A 15,953-nucleotide genomic window follows, 5' to 3' on the forward strand; every position below is an offset into this window, starting at 1 on the left:
AGCCGATCAGATCGTAGCTTCTTGATTTAGTTCCATCGATTTAAGCAACAAAGCCTACTTGGGCTCTGCCTCCTTGGATGATTCGTTTACCTTTGTAACGGCCACTTTCTCTTGTAATCGGGGCTACTCCAATTAGAGAAGCCGCTTGTTTGTTGGTAATGTAACCAAGCTCTGGAACGTTGCTTATGATTGAGGCAGCTGCGATATTTCCGATCCCAGGCACACTTTGTAAAATTGCATTTTTTCCTTGGTACTCGGGGCTTTCTTCAATGAGCTTCATCAGCTTGCTTTCAATCTGTGTGATTTGGTTTTTCATTGCTGTAAGCATCGGTTTGATGGTTGAATGTAGGCACTTAGGGAGTATCTGAATGCGATTTTTCTCCATGGTTTGCATGGATAGCAACTGATTTCTACGGATGACTAAGTCACTCATTAATCTTATGTTTTCTGCTTTTATAACGGTTAGTGCAGGCTTGAGCGCCTCACTATAATGTGCGATGAGTTCAGCATCTAAACGGTCATTCTTGGCTCTACGCCCAATTGCTCCAGCGAAGCGCTTAATATGCACTGGGTTCGCTCGAACTATTGGCAAATTAGCCTCGGCACAAGCCAGTACAAATGGCATCTCTAACCGGCCTGTTGCTTCGATAACGATGCGTTCAGGGCTATATTTTTTAATGACCTTGAGTGCATCCTTGATTCCCTTATCACTATTTTCTACCGAGAGAAACATGTCCAAAGGTCGAATGTGGATGTCTAATTGTGTTTTGCCTGTATCAACTCCGACGTTGATGCTTTGGTTCATTTTGGTATTCATAATAAGCTAACTCATGCTTGCGTAATGCGGGTTCGAGACCCAGTCGACTATTCGAGGTTTGTGCTTGGAGTCCTATGCAGTGTTCATGTTTGTTATCGGTCTCTCGATAGAGGAGCCAGCGTTCAATCGAACTACTACATGGAAAGCTTTAGTTGCAGCTAAAGCCTGGGTCTCACATTATCCGAAACTCATTAAATTAGGTAAATTGGATAAGGAAATTATCCATACAAACTGTTTAAGAGTGATTCACAACGCGTGGCATTTTTAATGTGCGTTGGTTTTAGTGATTAAGGTGGTATGCGGCGGCTCTTGTATTGCGTTGCTCACCCCTTAACAGGGCGTTAGGCAAAACGGAGGAAAGATGAGTATACCGGATTCTGTATTTGACATTAGTAAATGGGGAGCTTTCAAACTCCCGGCTATTTCGTTTGCATTTGCTACTTTGGTTTTAGTCTTTCGTGATTCGACGAACCCGGAAGAAATGGAGTTTGTGCAATACATAATCAGATATGGCTTGGGGTCAGCAGTTATCGCATATTGTCAGTCATTATCCTATTCGACATATGTTTTGAACAATGAAGGTAAAAACGATCTTCCAGCCTTTATCCAAGTCCTCTTTATGATTGTTCATATACTTTGGTTTGCATACTGGTTTTTGGGCCTTGCGTGCTATGCCTAACAATCAATGGAAGTCAGACTGCTAACCTGTGGCACTTTTGGTTCCGGTTAGCGGCAGTGTTTATGGTGGCCTGGTTTGATTTTTGTGGCATTAGCAGCCACTTAACAGGGCGTTAGTTGCCGTATCAATATTGCATGTCCAATTTACTGTACAAGTGTGAGATTGAAGACTATACTTGTTCCATTAAATGTACATGTGGAGGTTCTTATGAGAATCGTATCTTTTACTGAAGCTAGAAATGGTCTTAAAGCTGTTTTAGACGGTGTAGTTAATGACGCAGATACAACAGTCATTACACGCCGTGACTCTGAAGATGCTGTGGTTATGTCTTTAGATTACTACAATAGCCTAATGGAGACAGTGCACTTACTACGCTCTCCTCAAAATGCTGAACACCTAAACCGCTCGATTGCACAGTATCGTGCTGGTCAAACAACGGCACGAGATTTAATTGATGAGTAGTAGTCAACGTTTACTGTCGTGGACTGACGACGCTTGGGGTGACTACCTGTATTGGCAAACGCAAGACAAAAAAACGCTCAAGCGCATCAACAAACTCATCAATGATGTTAAGCGTTCTCCTTTTGAGGGCATTGGTAAACCTGAACCGTTAAAAGAGAACTTATCTGGTTTTTGGTCTCGTCGTATTGACGATACCAACAGGCTTGTTTATGCAGTCGATGATCAAGCGATAACGATAATTTCATGTCGTTACCACTACTAAATCAGGTTCAGCGGCCGGCACATAACAATCTGCTTAAGGCCGACTACCAAAGCTCGGAAATGTTGGTGCGGTGATTAAGGTGGCTTTATTGAGTGTAGTAGTGTGTTGCTCACCACTTAACACCGCGTTAGGCTAATTGGTATGTGAATCGCAGTCTCAAATGAGTGGTCATGCAATCTGTTGCTATTTGGTTTTGGGAGAATAAAATCGCCATACTTTGTTCTTTCTAGAGTAACGTTATGAGTATTGTCATTATCTTTATATCTGTGTTTCTCGTTAAGCTTGTGCTGGCTCAGTTTGGAATTACGTATAACCTATTTTCTGATGTGTTTAACCTAAGACTAGCTATCCTTGATTTTGTGCTGTTTGTTTCTGTATATGCCTCACTATCGTTTATTTATAGAAAGGTTAAACGTTTAAGCCTGCGCAAGTACTAAAGATTCGAAAATTAGCCTAACAAATTGCTCAAGACTGACTATCAACGTTCGGAGAATTTACTTCATAGTTTGCTCAGTGTGTACGGTGGTAGACTTGCATTTTTTAGTATATTTCCGGCCTCCTAGCAGGGCGTTGTGTTACTCATTGAAATTCAGCATAAAATTGGTAATTAGGTCTCACCTTTTATTGGCTGCTTATCCTAAGCTGTATGAGTCAATCCAACTAGAGGTACTCGCTATGGGTATAGAACGTCATGGAATCACATTGGGTATTGAACGTATTGGTTCGGAATCTGTTTTGGTGTTTAAGGCTACAGGTAAACTCACTCACGAAGACTATGAAGCAATTGTTCCAGTCTTGGATTCTAGCCTAGAGGGTATCAGCTCCAAGCATATAAAAATGTTAGTCGACATCACGGAGTTTTCTGGCTGGGAGCTACGGGCTGCATGGGACGACTTTCAACTTGGATTAAAGGTTGGCTTTAACATTGAGAAAATCGCTATCTATGGTAACAAGAACTGGCAGGAGTTAGCTGCCAAAATAGGCAGTTGGTTTATATCAGGTGAAATCGAGTCATTTGGTAGCTACGAGTCGGCAGCACAATGGTTAACCGAATAACAAACTGCTCAAGACGAACTGCCAACGCTCTGTGAATTGACTTAAAGTTTGCTCTGTGCTTCTGGTGGTCTGACTAGCAGGGCGTTAGCTGGCAGTTAGTCATAGGTTGCCAGCTAGAGCTTATGTTGAAGGGGCTTATTGCTTAGTTACTGATATGGATTCGACATTTGAAGAGAGGTCAAAGCGTACATTAACTCGAGTTTCCGCTCGTTCAAAGGTAACATCATCAAAATCAGTTGTTGCGATTTTAAAGCCATTTTTCGCAAACAGACTAGTGACCATAGTTCTTTGTTTATACTCAAGTGCAGACGCGAGTAACTTGTCCATATTTATCCCTCTAGATTCATTGCGTTTAGGGCTAAAGCATAGCCTATATTTTTATGAAATCAATTGTCTATTAGATTACTTCGGTTTATACAAGCGATGCGATATATTTAGCCATTCCCTATTTATATAAGAGTGAGTTGTAATAGTAGTTGTAGTTCTAGGTTAGGTGGTTATTTTGTGACATTAAGCCAATAGTTTTGGTTCTACTGTTAAGGGTACGAAATAATGATGAAATATTTCCTTACAGATCAGCTAGCAAACTGTTATAGACGGACTACCAACGCTCTCATTTTAAATTAAGTCTGCTCTAATCTTGTTTGAACAAGATTGAGCAGATGCTTAAAAATAGAAATGTTAGTTTCTCTAATACTTAAATTGCGCGACGATTTTCTCTAGTTTATGGCTAACTCCCGACACTTGCTCGCTGCATCTTACAGAGCCAGACACTACCTCAAAGGTGTTGCCCGCCAAATGCGCAATTTCAGTGATATTGCGGTCAATTTCAGCAGAGACCATTGATTGCTCCTCAGAGGCAGTCGCAATTTGTGTGTTCATATCAAACATTTCGCCAATCTGCTCACTGATACCTTCAATGGCTTCCACCACTTTATGAGTGTGTTCGTTGGTCGTTCTTGCCTGAGCTGCGCTGGTTGCCATTTGATTGGCCGTTTGCGAAATACCCTGAGTCAGTGACTGAATTGTTGATTCTATTTGATGAGTAGAGTCATTGGTCATTAATGACAGCTGACGTACTTCATCAGCCACTACAGCAAAGCCACGACCACTTTCACCCGCTCTAGCTGCCTCTATAGCGGCGTTAAGTGCAAGCAGGTTGGTTTGTTCCGCAATGCCTTGAATTGTAGAAACCACCTGATTGATTTCTCGACTTTGCTCTTCAAGTGAAACAACGTGGGTTTGAGATTCTTCGATACTTGCCGCTAACACATCAATTCGGTCGCCTGTTGCATGTGTCATATCTAGCGCATTCTGTGCTTCTGTTTTCACGCGCTCGGCAGTGTGCGCTGCAGACTCAATATTCGCGGTGATCTCATTAGTCGTCATGACCAACTCATTGACGGCGGTAGCGACGGACTCAGATTCCAGCTTCTGCTGCTCGGCGTTCTTCATACTTTTCGAAGCCGCTTGTTCAGAACTGCATGAGCTTTCACTGAGTACTTCCATCACCGAGGCGACATCTTTTATATGCGTGTGTAACTGGCTGACAAAGGTATCGAATGAGTTAGCTAATTGAGCTAGTTCATCATTACCTTTGGCGTTCATCCTGACGGTGAGATCGCCGCTGCCTGATGCAATATCTTTCATTAAGGTATTAATGATTTTGATCCGTTTAAGGATACTTCTACCAATCATAAACAGCAGTAAAGAGAGTAGGGTAACCATGACTAAGCCGATTATTTGCAGCTGCTGCTTAACTTGTACCGTCGCTAATGATATTTCTTGCACAATAGTAGACTGCAAAGAGGCAATTTCTTCTTCCGTATTATGAACATTGCTTCTCAATTGCCCCCGTAAACCTTCATTAGCGCTGTAGCCTAGTAACGTTCTAGCATTGATCAGTTGATCCGCTTTTGAGCGATAGTTAAAGAAGTAATTCGCTATCGGTGGGTATTGCCCGACAGTCGATTCAAACTGACTTAGCGCATTGACCAGAAGAGTTTCACTCTCTTTCGATATATCGGATAGATAACGAAAATCCGCTTCCATTAACTCAAATAGGGCGACTTTTAAGTTAATGTCACGTTGCTCAACGGCCAATTGTCTTAGTTCAAGGCGAGCTTGCTCCAACTGATTGATATAACTTGTTTCGCTGCCTTTTCCTTCAAGCAGATTGACTTGATTAACCAGTTGATGGAACTGAGCTTGATATTGTTCAAGTGTCTGCGAAATTGTTTTGGTCGAAGAAGTGAAGTCAAGATCGTTGAGCACCAAGGTATTAGACAAGTCTGCTAGACGTGCCGTCATTTGATCAAATGTTGAATCGAATCGCTTTGGGTACTTAAGGTCTTTACGTGCTAAGAAGTCTTTCTCATGGCGTCTTAGCATCAATAGATCGACTTCACTAGCGAGGTTTTGGCTCGCAGCATGCTCTAAGGACTGGAGTCGCTCGAGGCTAGAGTGCTCCACAAAGCCGTAGAGGCCAACAAAAATTAACAGCATGGCGTTAATAAGAAACAGTTTTGCGCGAATAGATAAAGCAAAGCCTTTAGAATGCTGAGTGCCTGGAGAATCGTCCATGAACACCTCCCTGATAGCCTAGTGACGTCGGTAGCTTACTTATATGACAATTTTATAAAATATTTATGACACATATATAAAACTAATAGCAGTGCATCGCGTCATTGCAAGTTTCGAGAGATAAAAAAACGCACCCAGGCGATGCGTTTAATATGTGGTAGGAACGATGACTAGATTAGCCTTTTACGTCGAAATCAATCTTGCTGGCACCTGTAAAGACCTGAAAACGTAAACCTTTTGCACGAGCAATGGTGGTAATGCCAAACTTCTCAGCGAGCTCTAACCCCATTTGCGTAACACCAGAGCGAGATAACAGAACTGGTATCCCCATTTGCGCCACTTTAATCACCATTTCAGAAGTAAGGCGACCAGTTGTGTAAAAAATCTTGTCTTCACCAGACTCTTGATTAAGCCACATTTCACCTGCCAACGTATCTACGGCATTGTGACGACCCACATCTTCAACGAAAGAAAGGACTTCATTACCTTTGCACACTGCACAACCATGAACCGCACCCGCTTTTTTATACGTGTCGTTGTAATGAGTTAACGCTTCCAGCGCGGAATAGATTTCAGATTGCTTGAGAGGGACTTGAGGAACCTGATAGCCTTCGAGCTGCTTCATCACGTTGCCATACATGGTTCCTTGCCCGCAGCCAGAAGTGACGGTCTTTTTCTTGAGTGCGCTTTCGACTTGTTGAATGTCTTCTTTAGTGATTACCGCTGCTGTGTGCGTCTCCCAGTCAATAATGACAGACTCCAACGATTCAGGAGCACTGATAAAGCTTTGGTTTTTCAAATATCCGAGAACCAAGGACTCAGGACGAGATCCTAACGTCATTAAGGTTACGACTTCTTTCCAGTTCAGCATCACCGTAAGAGGGCGTTCACAGGCGATCTGCTTGGTCAGCCTTTCACCGTATTCATCAAACACTTCTACTTCAATGGTTTGCAAAGGGTTCTCACTGGTTTTAATAATGTTTGGTTTAACCACAGACGTTTCCTATCTAAATTCTCAGTATTATTTTTGCTACTTGTTGCTTGCAATTAGCGTTCCTATTTGTCGATCCTCTAATTTTGACAAACCAACGCCATCTCAGTCAGAAATTTCAACTAAATTGGTTGAATATAGAGCAAGTCAGTTATGGGTACAGATATTGCTTGCAGCATGAGCATATAACTCTAATTAGGTGATTTGTGTAAATCCATTAAATATCAAATTCGACGCTGGTGAACCATGTCAAAACATCAAACTGTGACTGAAAAAGTAGAAAAATCTGAAGAGCTATGGCCAATTGAATGCCAACTCGTCGCACATGAAATCGCCACAGGCCTATGGACGACGACGCAATGGCAGTTAGTTTCATTCGACCTTACCCCAAATGAAACAAAGGCAACGGTTGCCTTGCTTCAATTACACCGAGATGAGCGCACCGATTATCGATTTAACCTAAGCTCAACTCAGCCAAAACTATTTTTGGTTTTAGACAATGTCGACTCTGATGAGACGCCAAACATCGTTACGCTTACGGCGTCACAAAGTGTTGCAGGCCAGTATATGGATGGCGATTACTTGGTGCTTTCTAATGATATGCCACTCCCTGTTCAAGCGTGGATGGAAGCCTTTATAGGTCGTCACGGGGAGTTACTAGAACAAAGACGCAAAAAACGTAAAGGGGCAGGTAGAGCAAGTGGCAACTAGTTTTTTTAATCGTTGGTCTAAAAAGAAGTTAGAAGGTGAAAATGCTCCTCAGGATGAGCCTTTAGCCGAGCTCGATCAAGATGTCGTCTTTGCCGAGTCAGAGACAGCAGGGGAGCCTGAAACCGCTTTAGAACCAAGTACTCAAGAGGTTGAAGCTGCTGAGCAACCTGAGACGAACATCGCCTCACTTCTCACGTCAGAAGCTGAGTCTGCGGTAAAAAAAGCGGCGCTAAGGAAGCTGTTCCTATCGGGTCAGTTTAGTGAAATCGATGGATTGAATGATTATGACCACGACTATAAAGCGGTAAAAAGCCTCTCTTCAGATGTTGCTGAAAAGCTTCGTGATTGGATGCAATCCGATGAAGAAGAGGTAGACAATAATACTCAGATGACAAGCAGTGATGATGACTTAGCTAAGCATGAAGAAGTTAAAGAACAAACTATAAGCGATTCATCGCAATCGATAGAAAGTACGGAAACAGTGGGACAAAATATACCACACAAAGAATAGGTACATTTTGACTAAATCATCAATTTACGGAGTGGGATAAATTGTCTCACTCCGTTTTTTTATTGTGTAATTGGTCATCGAATTACCATAAAGCATTGATTTAATGGGTATATAAAGTTGGTACAGCAATTGCTTTTACTCGCCTAAGTGAATATTCCGTTCTACTGGAACAGAGCAATGCTAAAAGAACTACTACAAGAATCAACATCGGCAAACGGAAAGGCGCGACGCTATGCGTTTGAGAATACCGTTGAGCTAACCAATCTTATTCCACCAACCGTCAGCTATGACAGTGGCGGAAATACACTCATCGTGGGGCCTACATCCATTATTGAGAGCGCCGCTGCTCAGTTAGAGCAGTTAAAAAGTATCACCTTGCTTTCTACTGACGGTGAGAAAGGTGAGTCTAACAACCTCTATTTTGCCAGCTCAGTTCAAGTATCGGGTTTTCTAGGGACGTTTACCGTCGTTACCGAAAACAACGGAATTGAAAGTAATCTTGCGCAGGTTGCTATCAACAATAATTGCTTCGATATCATTCTAGACTTGTGCCTTAGCAGCTGTATGAGTGAAGAAGTCCCAGTACCTGGCTATTACCCAGTGGGGCGCGGTTATCCAAAACTCGCAGAGGCGCTGGAAGAGATCCCGACTCTGATGGGCACGTTTGATAAACCAAAGTTCTTTCGTTTAGACACAGACTTATGTGCGCATAGCTCTCGTGGCGTGAAAGGGTGTGAGCGATGTGTTGATGCTTGTCCAGCAGGTGCATTGTCTAGTGAAGGTACAGATAAAACAGGGCATAGAATCGAAATTAACCCTTACCTTTGTCAAGGCGTAGGCACTTGTGCAACCGCGTGTCCGACAGAGGCGATTCATTACGCGCTTCCTACTCCGCAAGAAACCCAGAAATTCATAGAACGCACACTAGCAAACTATGAGCAAGCGGGCGGGCAAGATCCTATTGTTTTAATTTGTAGCTCACGCCATGAACAATACAACGTCATGGCGCTTAAAGCACTACCAGATAATGTGGTTCCTGTTGTTGTAGAAGAATTGCCTTCAGTTGGAATTGATTCGTGGTTTGCAGCATTAGTGAATGGGGCAACTCAAGTACTGTTTGCTGCCAGTCGTTTTATGCCAGAAACCATCCTTCGTGTCCTCAATAACGAAGTGGCTACTGCGCAAGAATTACTGACTCAGCTCGGCATTGCAAAAGAGACCGTAGATATTCTTTATCTAGAATCGCTGAGAGAAGCGGCACCAACACTTTGCACCGAATCGTTTGATTTGGCATTGGGCGATCTTCAAGGGAATAAACGTCAACGTCTTTTCACCGCACTGGATTCTCTCGCACAAGCTCGTATTCCTGTTGAGAACATCGTTGAACTGCCAGAAAGTGCGCCTTACGGTAATGTCAGCTGTGAAAGTAAAGATTGTACCTTGTGTATGAGTTGTGTCGCGGTTTGTCCTACCCGAGCACTACACACCGATGGATCTTCTCCTTCACTTCAATTCGTCGAGCAAGACTGCATTCAATGTGGGCTATGTGCTAAAGCGTGTCCTGAACAAGTTTTGACTCTGACGCCTCGTATGAACTGGGACAAAGAGAGTCGCCAGCAAGCCCAAGTCATCCATCAGGAAAAAGCAGCCGAGTGTGTACGCTGCCACAAACCTTTTGCACCGCAGTCGATGATTGACATGCTACAAGATAAGTTACGCGGTCACTCTCATTTTGCCGATGAAGCAGCTCTGAATCGTATTGCTATGTGTGAAGACTGCCGAGTGGTGGACATGTTTGAGTCCATGGCAGAAGACCCAACCAAACAATTGAATTATTAAGGTGTGAGTACGATGGATAATCAACAACAAACAATTCGTGCAGATATCTACCTACTGCTGTCAACACTATACCGTCAGCAGCCATCAACTGAACTGATCGCTTTCCTGTCCCAACTAGAGACAGAGCAAGCAGAAAGCGCCATGCAGCTTGCTTGGCACAAAGTAAAATCAGCAGCAATCGAAAGCAGCCAAGAGCAGCTAGAAGATGAATACCAAGAGCTATTTATCGGCATTGGTCGTGGTGAAGTCGTGCCTTTTGCTTCTTGGCACCTAACAGGGTCACTAATGGAGAAGCCGCTTGCGTCTATTCGTCATGATCATGGGCTTCTTGGCTTAGAGCGAGAAGAGCAAGTAAAGGAGCCAGAAGATCATTTTTCTGCACTCTGTGAAGTGATGTCTGTACTCACCGAAGAAGAGGAAGAGCTACAGCAAGTGTTCTTCAACAAACATTTAGGCACATGGTTCAGCTCTCTGGTTAAACAAGTAAAAGAAGCAAAGAACGCGAGCTTTTACTTGGCCGTAGCCGAACTGACGAACGCGTTTATGACGCTAGAGCAGGTGCGTTTCAGTGCCAATCTACAAAACAGCAAAACCAAATTAAAAATTGATGTGAAAAACGTGACTGAGTATGAGCAGCCTCAGCAATAACGTCTCACGTCGATAGCAATACCTACTAAAAAGGGTAAGGAAGCAATAATGAAAGATAATAAAGAGTTAAATCAAAGCCGTAGGGATCTTCTCAAAGGCTTAACGACCGCAGCAGTCGCTGGAGCCGTAGTCGCTGGCACTACCAAAGTGGCTAGCGCTGCAGAATCTGTAGAAGTGAAGCAAGACGAAAAGAAAACGGGTTATCACGAAACTCAACATATTCGTGACTACTACGAAACGCTATAGGAGCTAACCAATGAAATTAGTCAAACGCTCCGATAACGTGAGCAAAGAACAGAATCAGTTAGGGGTATCGAGACGTGCCTTCATGAAAAACAGCTCGCTTGCTGCTGGTGGCGCTGTCGTTGGTGCGAGTTTGTTTGCTCCCGGCATGATCAAAAAAGCAGAAGCGAAAGCTGTTGATCCTAATGCAAAAACAGAGATCAAACGTACTATCTGTTCTCACTGTTCTGTTGGTTGTGGTATTTACGCTGAAGTTCAAAACGGCGTATGGACAGGCCAAGAGCCCGCATTTGACCACCCATTTAACGCTGGTGGACACTGTGCGAAAGGCGCTGCTCTACGTGAGCACGGACACGGTGAACGTCGCTTAAAGTACCCGATGAAACTTGAAGGCGGTAAGTGGAAGAAGCTTTCTTGGGATCAAGCGATAGAAGAGATCGGTAACAAGGTTCTCGATATTCGCAAAGAATCTGGCCCTGACTCTGTCTACTGGCTAGGTAGTGCGAAGCACAGCAACGAACAAGCGTACATGTTCCGTAAGATGGCGTCACTTTGGGGTACTAACAACGTTGACCACCAAGCACGTATCTGTCACTCAACAACCGTAGCAGGTGTCGCAAACACTTGGGGTTACGGCGCGATGACTAACTCGTTCAATGACATGCATAACTGTAAGTCGATGCTATTCATTGGTTCAAACCCTGCAGAAGCACACCCAGTTGCAATGCAACACATCCTGATCGCCAAAGAGAAAAACAACTGTAAGATCGTTGTTGCTGACCCGCGTCGCACCCGTACTGCTGCAAAATCGGATCACTATGTCTCGCTTCGTCCTGGTTCAGACGTTGCTTTCATTTGGGGTATTTTGTGGCACGTTTTTGCTAACAAATGGGAAGACAAAGAGTTCATCCGTCAACGCGTATTTGGTATGGATGAAATCCGTGAAGAAGTCGCCAAGTGGAGCCCTGCGGAAGTTGAACGCGTCACTGGCGTGTCTGAAGCGGATGTATACAAAACCGCTAAATTACTTTCTGAAAACCGCCCAGGGTGTGTGGTTTGGTGTATGGGTGGTACTCAGCACACCACAGGTAACAACAACACGCGTGCTTACTGTGTGCTAGAGCTTGCGCTTGGCAACATGGGTAAATCGGGTGGTGGTGCGAACATCTTCCGCGGCCACGACAACGTGCAGGGTGCAACAGACCTTGGTGTTCTATCTCATACACTTCCTGGTTACTACGGTCTTTCTGATGGCGCTTGGAAGCACTGGTCGAAAGTTTGGAATCTAGAACACAAATGGGTTCAAGATCGATTCGATCAAAATGAGTATCGCGGCAAAAAGCCTATGAATAACATGGGTATTCCAGTGTCACGTTGGATCGATGGTGTATTAGAAAACAAAGACAACATCGAGCAAAATGACAACATCCGCGCCATGTTCTATTGGGGTCACGCGGTAAACTCGCAAACTCGTGGCGTTGAGATGAAAAAGGCAATGCAAAAGCTGGATATGATGGTCATCGTTGACCCATACCCAACAGTTGCAGCGGTAATGAATGATCGTACCGATGGCGTTTATCTTCTACCTGCGACAACCCAGTACGAAACGTACGGCAGTGTAACGGCGTCTAACCGTTCTATTCAGTGGCGCGACAAGGTGGTTGATCCTCTGTTTGAATCAAAACCTGACCACGAAATCATGTACTTGCTGACCAAGAAGCTAGGTTTTGCAGATCAGCTGTTTAAGAATGTGAAGGTGGAAAACAACCAACCTGTAATCGAAGACATTACCCGTGAATTTAACCGCGGTATGTGGACAATCGGTTACACAGGTCAAAGCCCAGAGCGTCTAAAAGCGCACCAACAAAACTGGCACACATTCCACAAAACGTCACTAGAAGCTGAAGGTGGTGTTGCTCATGGTGAAACCTACGGTCTACCTTGGCCATGTTGGGGTACACCAGAAATGAAGCATCCTGGTACGCATATTCTTTACGACACGTCTAAGCCAGTGGCTCAAGGCGGCGGTAACTTCCGCGCACGTTTTGGCGTTGAATTTGAAGGCACTAATATCCTTGCCGAAGATAGCTACTCAAAAGGCTGTGAGATTGAAGATGGCTACCCAGAATTTAGTGACAAACTGCTGAAATCTCTTGGTTGGTGGGATGATCTAACGGCTGAAGAGAAAGCTGCAGCGGAAGGTAAAAACTGGAAGACAGACCTATCTGGCGGTATTCAGCGTGTTGCAATCAAGCATGGCTGTATTCCTTTCGGTAATGCGAAAGCGCGTGCTGTGGTTTGGACCTTCCCTGATCGCGTACCACTTCACCGTGAACCGCTCTACACACCACGTCGTGATCTTGTTGCGGATTACCCAACATGGGACGACAGCGAGTCTATCTATCGTCTACCAACCATGTACAAGTCGATTCAAGATAAAGATGTATCGGGTGAGTACCCAATCATCCTAACCTCGGGTCGTCTGGTTGAGTACGAAGGTGGTGGTGAAGAGACGCGTTCGAACCCATGGCTAGCTGAGCTTCAACAAGAAATGTTTGTTGAAGTGAACCCGAAAGATGCCAATGACCTTGGCTTCAAAGATGGTGAAATGGTTTGGGTTGAAGGCGCAGAGAAAGGCCGCATCCATGTTAAAGCGATGGTCACTCGACGCGTTAAACCGGGTATGGCATTTATTCCATTCCACTTCGGCGGCAAATTCCAAGGTGAAGATCTTCGCGGCAAGTACCCAGAAGGCACCGACCCATACGTTATTGGTGAATCTGCCAACATCGCTACGACTTACGGTTATGACCCTGTCACGCAAATGCAGGAAACCAAAGTCACCCTATGTAACATTCGCAAAGCTTAAGGAGTCAACAAATGGCTAGAATGAAATTCCTTTGTGACACCAAGCGCTGTATCGAATGTAACGGCTGTGTCACTGCATGTAAGAACGAAAATGATGACGCTCTAGAATGGGGTATCCAACGTCGCCGCGTCGTCACTTTGAATGATGGTGAACCGGGTGAGAACTCGATTTCTGTTGCTTGTATGCACTGTACAGATGCGCCTTGTATGGCGGTTTGTCCGGCAGACTGTTTCGAGCACACAGAAGATGGCATCGTGCTACACAACAAAGATCTTTGTATCGGTTGTGGTTACTGCTTGTTTGCTTGCCCGTTTGGCGCACCACAGTTCCCTAAACAGGAAGCGTTTGGTGAACGCGGCAAAATGGACAAGTGTACCTTCTGTGCAGGTGGTCCTGAAACAGAAGCGGGCTCTGTTGAAGAGCGTCAGAAGTACGGTGCGAACCGTATTGCTGAAGGTAAGCTGCCAATGTGTGCTTCACTATGTTCAACCAAAGCTCTTTTGGCAGGTGATGCTGAGAAGGTATCTGACATCTTCCGTCAACGTGTTGTAGAGCGTGGTGCTAAAGGCGCTGGTTGGACAGATGGTAACGATCTGTCTTACGACGCAACGAAAAGCTAAGACTGGAGAGATTCATGTTTTCAATGTTTAAACGTGCATCTCTTGTAATGCTGTCAATGATGGCAGCATTACTCTTTGCTTTATCGCTGCCTGCGCATGCTGAGCAAAAAGAGTCTGAAGTTGCACAACGTGAAATGACCCAATTGGCAGGAGCCGATTTCTGGCGTCAAGTTCGTCAAGGCGAAGAGGGCTACACGACGTCTCAGTTCCCTGAGCATGGAATGCTAATTAGTACCCCAGGTCAAACTTGGTACATTTTGAAAGAGAAATGGATGTCACCAGCGGGAGCTGTGGCGATTTTCGGTAGTATCGCATTCGTTACCTTAATGTACATTGTGATTGGCCCACTCATGTTAAGTGCGCCAAGAACGGGTAAGAAGATCAAACGCTGGTCTCGACTGGATCGCGCCTTGCACTGGAGTATGGCGTTTACCTTCTTAACACTCGCGTTTAGCGGGCTGATGTTGGTTTACGGTAAACATTTCCTTAAGCCGTACATTCCGTCAGAGCTATGGGGCTTCATCATCATGTTGGCGAAGCAATACCATAACTACATTGGCCCCATCTTCTACGTGTTACTGCTATGTGTACTGATTAAGTGGTGGCATAAATCGATCTTTAAGAAAGTCGATATTGCTTGGTTTATGAAGCTCGGTGGTATGGTCGGCAAACACAAAGGTTCACATCCTTCGGCAGAGTTTTCAAACGCAGGTGAAAAAGCACTATTTTGGTTGCTTATTGTTGTGGGCTCTGTGGTTGCGATTAGTGGTCTGGTGTTAGATTTCCCAATCTTTGGTCAGACTCGCCGTGATATGGAACTATCAAACCTAGTCCATATGTTAGCGGCACTCATTCTGATCTGCGGTTTCGTGTTCCATATCTACATCGGTCTGTTCGGTATGGAAGGTGCACTAGAAGGTATGGTCACGGGTGAGGTTGACGAAACTTGGGCGAAAGAGCACCACGATCTTTGGTATCAAGAAATGATGGAAAAAGAGCGTCAAGAGCAGGGAGTAAGTACTGCGGACAACAACTCTGATAACCAAGTAAAAGGAGCGCAGACAAATGAACAAACCTCATAAGGGCATTTGGGTTGCGTACATCCTAAGTTGCTTTACACCGTTCACCTGTTTAATTTCAGGTGTGATAGCCATCATTTATGCGGGATACCGTTTAGATAAGGGAGAGGATGGGGAGATCATTGACTCTCATTATTATGGGTTGATTAGAACCTTCTTCCTCAACCTAACTTACTTCGTTGTACTAATTATTACAGTCGCGACGTCGAATGGTGTTCTTATTGGTGTGAATGACTACTGGTATAAGAGCCATCTGATTGATGACATCGCTTACTATATCCCTTATGTAGGCATGTTATTCGGTTTGATTGCCATCGCGTTCTGGTTTGTTCGTATGTTCCAAGGTATGAATAAGCTTAAAGAGAACCAACCATTTAGCTTCTCTAAAGGTCCAAATCTTTAAATTTGAACCCAATCTAAATAAGCCCTGAACATTCAGGGCTTTTTTATGCACCACAATAATCCGCCTCAATCTGGTGCGCTTATCCCCATAACCGTGCATTGCTTCACCAGAAATGTGCACCCAATTCCTCCAGTTGATTTCTAGCTAATCGATAAAACATCTATTATTCATAGGCTTAGT

At 44.3% G+C, this 15,953-nt stretch carries 16 protein-coding genes and 1 pseudogene; 13 read left to right on the forward strand and 4 right to left on the reverse strand.

From position 1 onward, the window contains the following. Positions 1-55: 55 nt before the first annotated feature. Positions 56-817 (reverse strand): annotated as a pseudogene (locus tag APB76_RS09490) (IS110 family RNA-guided transposase); the annotation flags it as partial. A gap of 886 nt (positions 818-1,703) precedes the next feature. On the opposite strand from APB76_RS09490, the gene APB76_RS09505 reads away from it, so the two are divergent. The 4 genes from APB76_RS09505 (at position 1,704) to APB76_RS09520 (ending at position 3,276) form a co-directional block, all read left to right on the forward strand. Continuing rightward, the gene (locus APB76_RS09505; RefSeq protein ID WP_049844103.1) at positions 1,704-1,958 is read left to right on the forward strand and encodes a type II toxin-antitoxin system Phd/YefM family antitoxin; all 255 of its coding nucleotides are present in this window, start codon (positions 1,704-1,706) and stop codon (positions 1,956-1,958) included. After that, a complete protein-coding gene (locus tag APB76_RS09510) occupies positions 1,951-2,220 on the forward strand; it encodes a Txe/YoeB family addiction module toxin (protein WP_049844102.1) in 270 nt (89 codons plus the stop codon). Before APB76_RS09505 ends, APB76_RS09510 begins: the two co-directional genes overlap by 8 nt. 239 nt (positions 2,221-2,459) lie before the next feature. Then, the gene (locus tag APB76_RS09515) at positions 2,460-2,657 is read left to right on the forward strand and encodes a hypothetical protein (RefSeq protein WP_054963370.1); all 198 of its coding nucleotides are present in this window, start codon (positions 2,460-2,462) and stop codon (positions 2,655-2,657) included. A gap of 238 nt (positions 2,658-2,895) precedes the next feature. Continuing rightward, positions 2,896-3,276, forward strand: coding sequence for a SpoIIAA family protein (locus APB76_RS09520; protein ID WP_049844101.1), 381 nt, complete (start codon positions 2,896-2,898; stop codon positions 3,274-3,276). Between the two features lie 135 nt (positions 3,277-3,411). Here the strand turns inward: APB76_RS09520 and APB76_RS09525 are convergent, their stop codons facing one another. From APB76_RS09525 to APB76_RS09535, 3 genes are all read right to left on the reverse strand, one after another. Then, complete coding sequence (locus APB76_RS09525) at positions 3,412-3,603, reverse strand: hypothetical protein (protein WP_049844100.1); 192 nt, start codon at positions 3,601-3,603, stop codon at positions 3,412-3,414. A 363-nt stretch (positions 3,604-3,966) separates the two neighbouring features. Further along, entirely contained in the window at positions 3,967-5,859 is a 1,893-nt protein-coding gene (locus APB76_RS09530) for a methyl-accepting chemotaxis protein (RefSeq protein WP_054963369.1), read from the reverse strand. 175 nt (positions 5,860-6,034) lie between these two features. Further along, the gene (locus tag APB76_RS09535; RefSeq protein ID WP_054963368.1) at positions 6,035-6,853 is read right to left on the reverse strand and encodes a formate dehydrogenase accessory sulfurtransferase FdhD; all 819 of its coding nucleotides are present in this window, start codon (positions 6,851-6,853) and stop codon (positions 6,035-6,037) included. 243 nt (positions 6,854-7,096) lie between these two features. Between APB76_RS09535 and APB76_RS09540 the strand changes: the two genes are divergently transcribed. The 9 genes from APB76_RS09540 (at position 7,097) to APB76_RS09580 (ending at position 15,773) form a co-directional block, all read left to right on the forward strand. Further along, entirely contained in the window at positions 7,097-7,561 is a 465-nt protein-coding gene (locus tag APB76_RS09540; protein WP_054963367.1) for a DUF3305 domain-containing protein, read from the forward strand. Then, positions 7,551-8,072: a DUF3306 domain-containing protein gene (locus APB76_RS09545; RefSeq protein WP_054963366.1), complete on the forward strand. Its 522-nt coding sequence runs from the start codon at positions 7,551-7,553 to the stop codon at positions 8,070-8,072. Before APB76_RS09540 ends, APB76_RS09545 begins: the two co-directional genes overlap by 11 nt. 177 nt (positions 8,073-8,249) lie before the next feature. After that, entirely contained in the window at positions 8,250-9,911 is a 1,662-nt protein-coding gene (locus APB76_RS09550; protein ID WP_054963365.1) for a 4Fe-4S dicluster domain-containing protein, read from the forward strand. A 12-nt stretch (positions 9,912-9,923) separates the two neighbouring features. Next, the gene (locus APB76_RS09555) at positions 9,924-10,559 is read left to right on the forward strand and encodes a TorD/DmsD family molecular chaperone (RefSeq protein ID WP_054963364.1); all 636 of its coding nucleotides are present in this window, start codon (positions 9,924-9,926) and stop codon (positions 10,557-10,559) included. A gap of 48 nt (positions 10,560-10,607) precedes the next feature. Continuing rightward, positions 10,608-10,805, forward strand: a complete 198-nt coding sequence (locus APB76_RS09560) for a twin-arginine translocation signal domain-containing protein (protein WP_004745957.1) — start codon at positions 10,608-10,610, stop codon at positions 10,803-10,805. 10 nt (positions 10,806-10,815) lie between these two features. Further along, on the forward strand, positions 10,816-13,671 hold the full coding sequence (locus APB76_RS09565) for a formate dehydrogenase subunit alpha (protein ID WP_054963363.1): 2,856 nt from the start codon (positions 10,816-10,818) through the stop codon (positions 13,669-13,671). 11 nt (positions 13,672-13,682) lie between these two features. Beyond that, entirely contained in the window at positions 13,683-14,291 is a 609-nt protein-coding gene (fdh3B, locus tag APB76_RS09570; protein WP_004745954.1) for a formate dehydrogenase FDH3 subunit beta, read from the forward strand. 14 nt (positions 14,292-14,305) lie between these two features. Beyond that, complete coding sequence (locus APB76_RS09575) at positions 14,306-15,373, forward strand: formate dehydrogenase subunit gamma (protein ID WP_054963362.1); 1,068 nt, start codon at positions 14,306-14,308, stop codon at positions 15,371-15,373. Continuing rightward, entirely contained in the window at positions 15,357-15,773 is a 417-nt protein-coding gene (locus APB76_RS09580) for a hypothetical protein (protein WP_004745951.1), read from the forward strand. Before APB76_RS09575 ends, APB76_RS09580 begins: the two co-directional genes overlap by 17 nt. Positions 15,774-15,953 lie beyond the last annotated feature (180 nt).

It is taken from the genome of Vibrio bivalvicida (assembly GCF_001399455.2).
GTDB classification, from domain to species: domain Bacteria; phylum Pseudomonadota; class Gammaproteobacteria; order Enterobacterales; family Vibrionaceae; genus Vibrio; species Vibrio bivalvicida.

What these genes read in the sequence shown, in the direction of transcription:
- APB76_RS09505 (WP_049844103.1), top strand. Translation starts at nt 1,704, where the DNA reads ATGAGAATCGTATCTTTTACTGAAGCTAGAAATGGTCTTAAAGCTGTT.
- APB76_RS09510 (WP_049844102.1), top strand. Translation starts at nt 1,951, where the DNA reads ATGAGTAGTAGTCAACGTTTACTGTCGTGGACTGACGACGCTTGGGGT.
- APB76_RS09515 (WP_054963370.1), top strand. Translation starts at nt 2,460, where the DNA reads ATGAGTATTGTCATTATCTTTATATCTGTGTTTCTCGTTAAGCTTGTG.
- APB76_RS09520 (WP_049844101.1), top strand. Translation starts at nt 2,896, where the DNA reads ATGGGTATAGAACGTCATGGAATCACATTGGGTATTGAACGTATTGGT.
- APB76_RS09525 (WP_049844100.1), bottom strand. Translation starts at nt 3,603, where the DNA reads ATGGACAAGTTACTCGCGTCTGCACTTGAGTATAAACAAAGAACTATG.
- APB76_RS09530 (WP_054963369.1), bottom strand. Translation starts at nt 5,859, where the DNA reads ATGGACGATTCTCCAGGCACTCAGCATTCTAAAGGCTTTGCTTTATCT.
- APB76_RS09540 (WP_054963367.1), top strand. Translation starts at nt 7,097, where the DNA reads ATGTCAAAACATCAAACTGTGACTGAAAAAGTAGAAAAATCTGAAGAG.
- APB76_RS09550 (WP_054963365.1), top strand. Translation starts at nt 8,250, where the DNA reads ATGCTAAAAGAACTACTACAAGAATCAACATCGGCAAACGGAAAGGCG.
- APB76_RS09555 (WP_054963364.1), top strand. Translation starts at nt 9,924, where the DNA reads ATGGATAATCAACAACAAACAATTCGTGCAGATATCTACCTACTGCTG.
- APB76_RS09560 (WP_004745957.1), top strand. Translation starts at nt 10,608, where the DNA reads ATGAAAGATAATAAAGAGTTAAATCAAAGCCGTAGGGATCTTCTCAAA.
- APB76_RS09565 (WP_054963363.1), top strand. Translation starts at nt 10,816, where the DNA reads ATGAAATTAGTCAAACGCTCCGATAACGTGAGCAAAGAACAGAATCAG.
- fdh3B (WP_004745954.1), top strand. Translation starts at nt 13,683, where the DNA reads ATGGCTAGAATGAAATTCCTTTGTGACACCAAGCGCTGTATCGAATGT.
- APB76_RS09575 (WP_054963362.1), top strand. Translation starts at nt 14,306, where the DNA reads ATGTTTTCAATGTTTAAACGTGCATCTCTTGTAATGCTGTCAATGATG.
- APB76_RS09580 (WP_004745951.1), top strand. Translation starts at nt 15,357, where the DNA reads ATGAACAAACCTCATAAGGGCATTTGGGTTGCGTACATCCTAAGTTGC.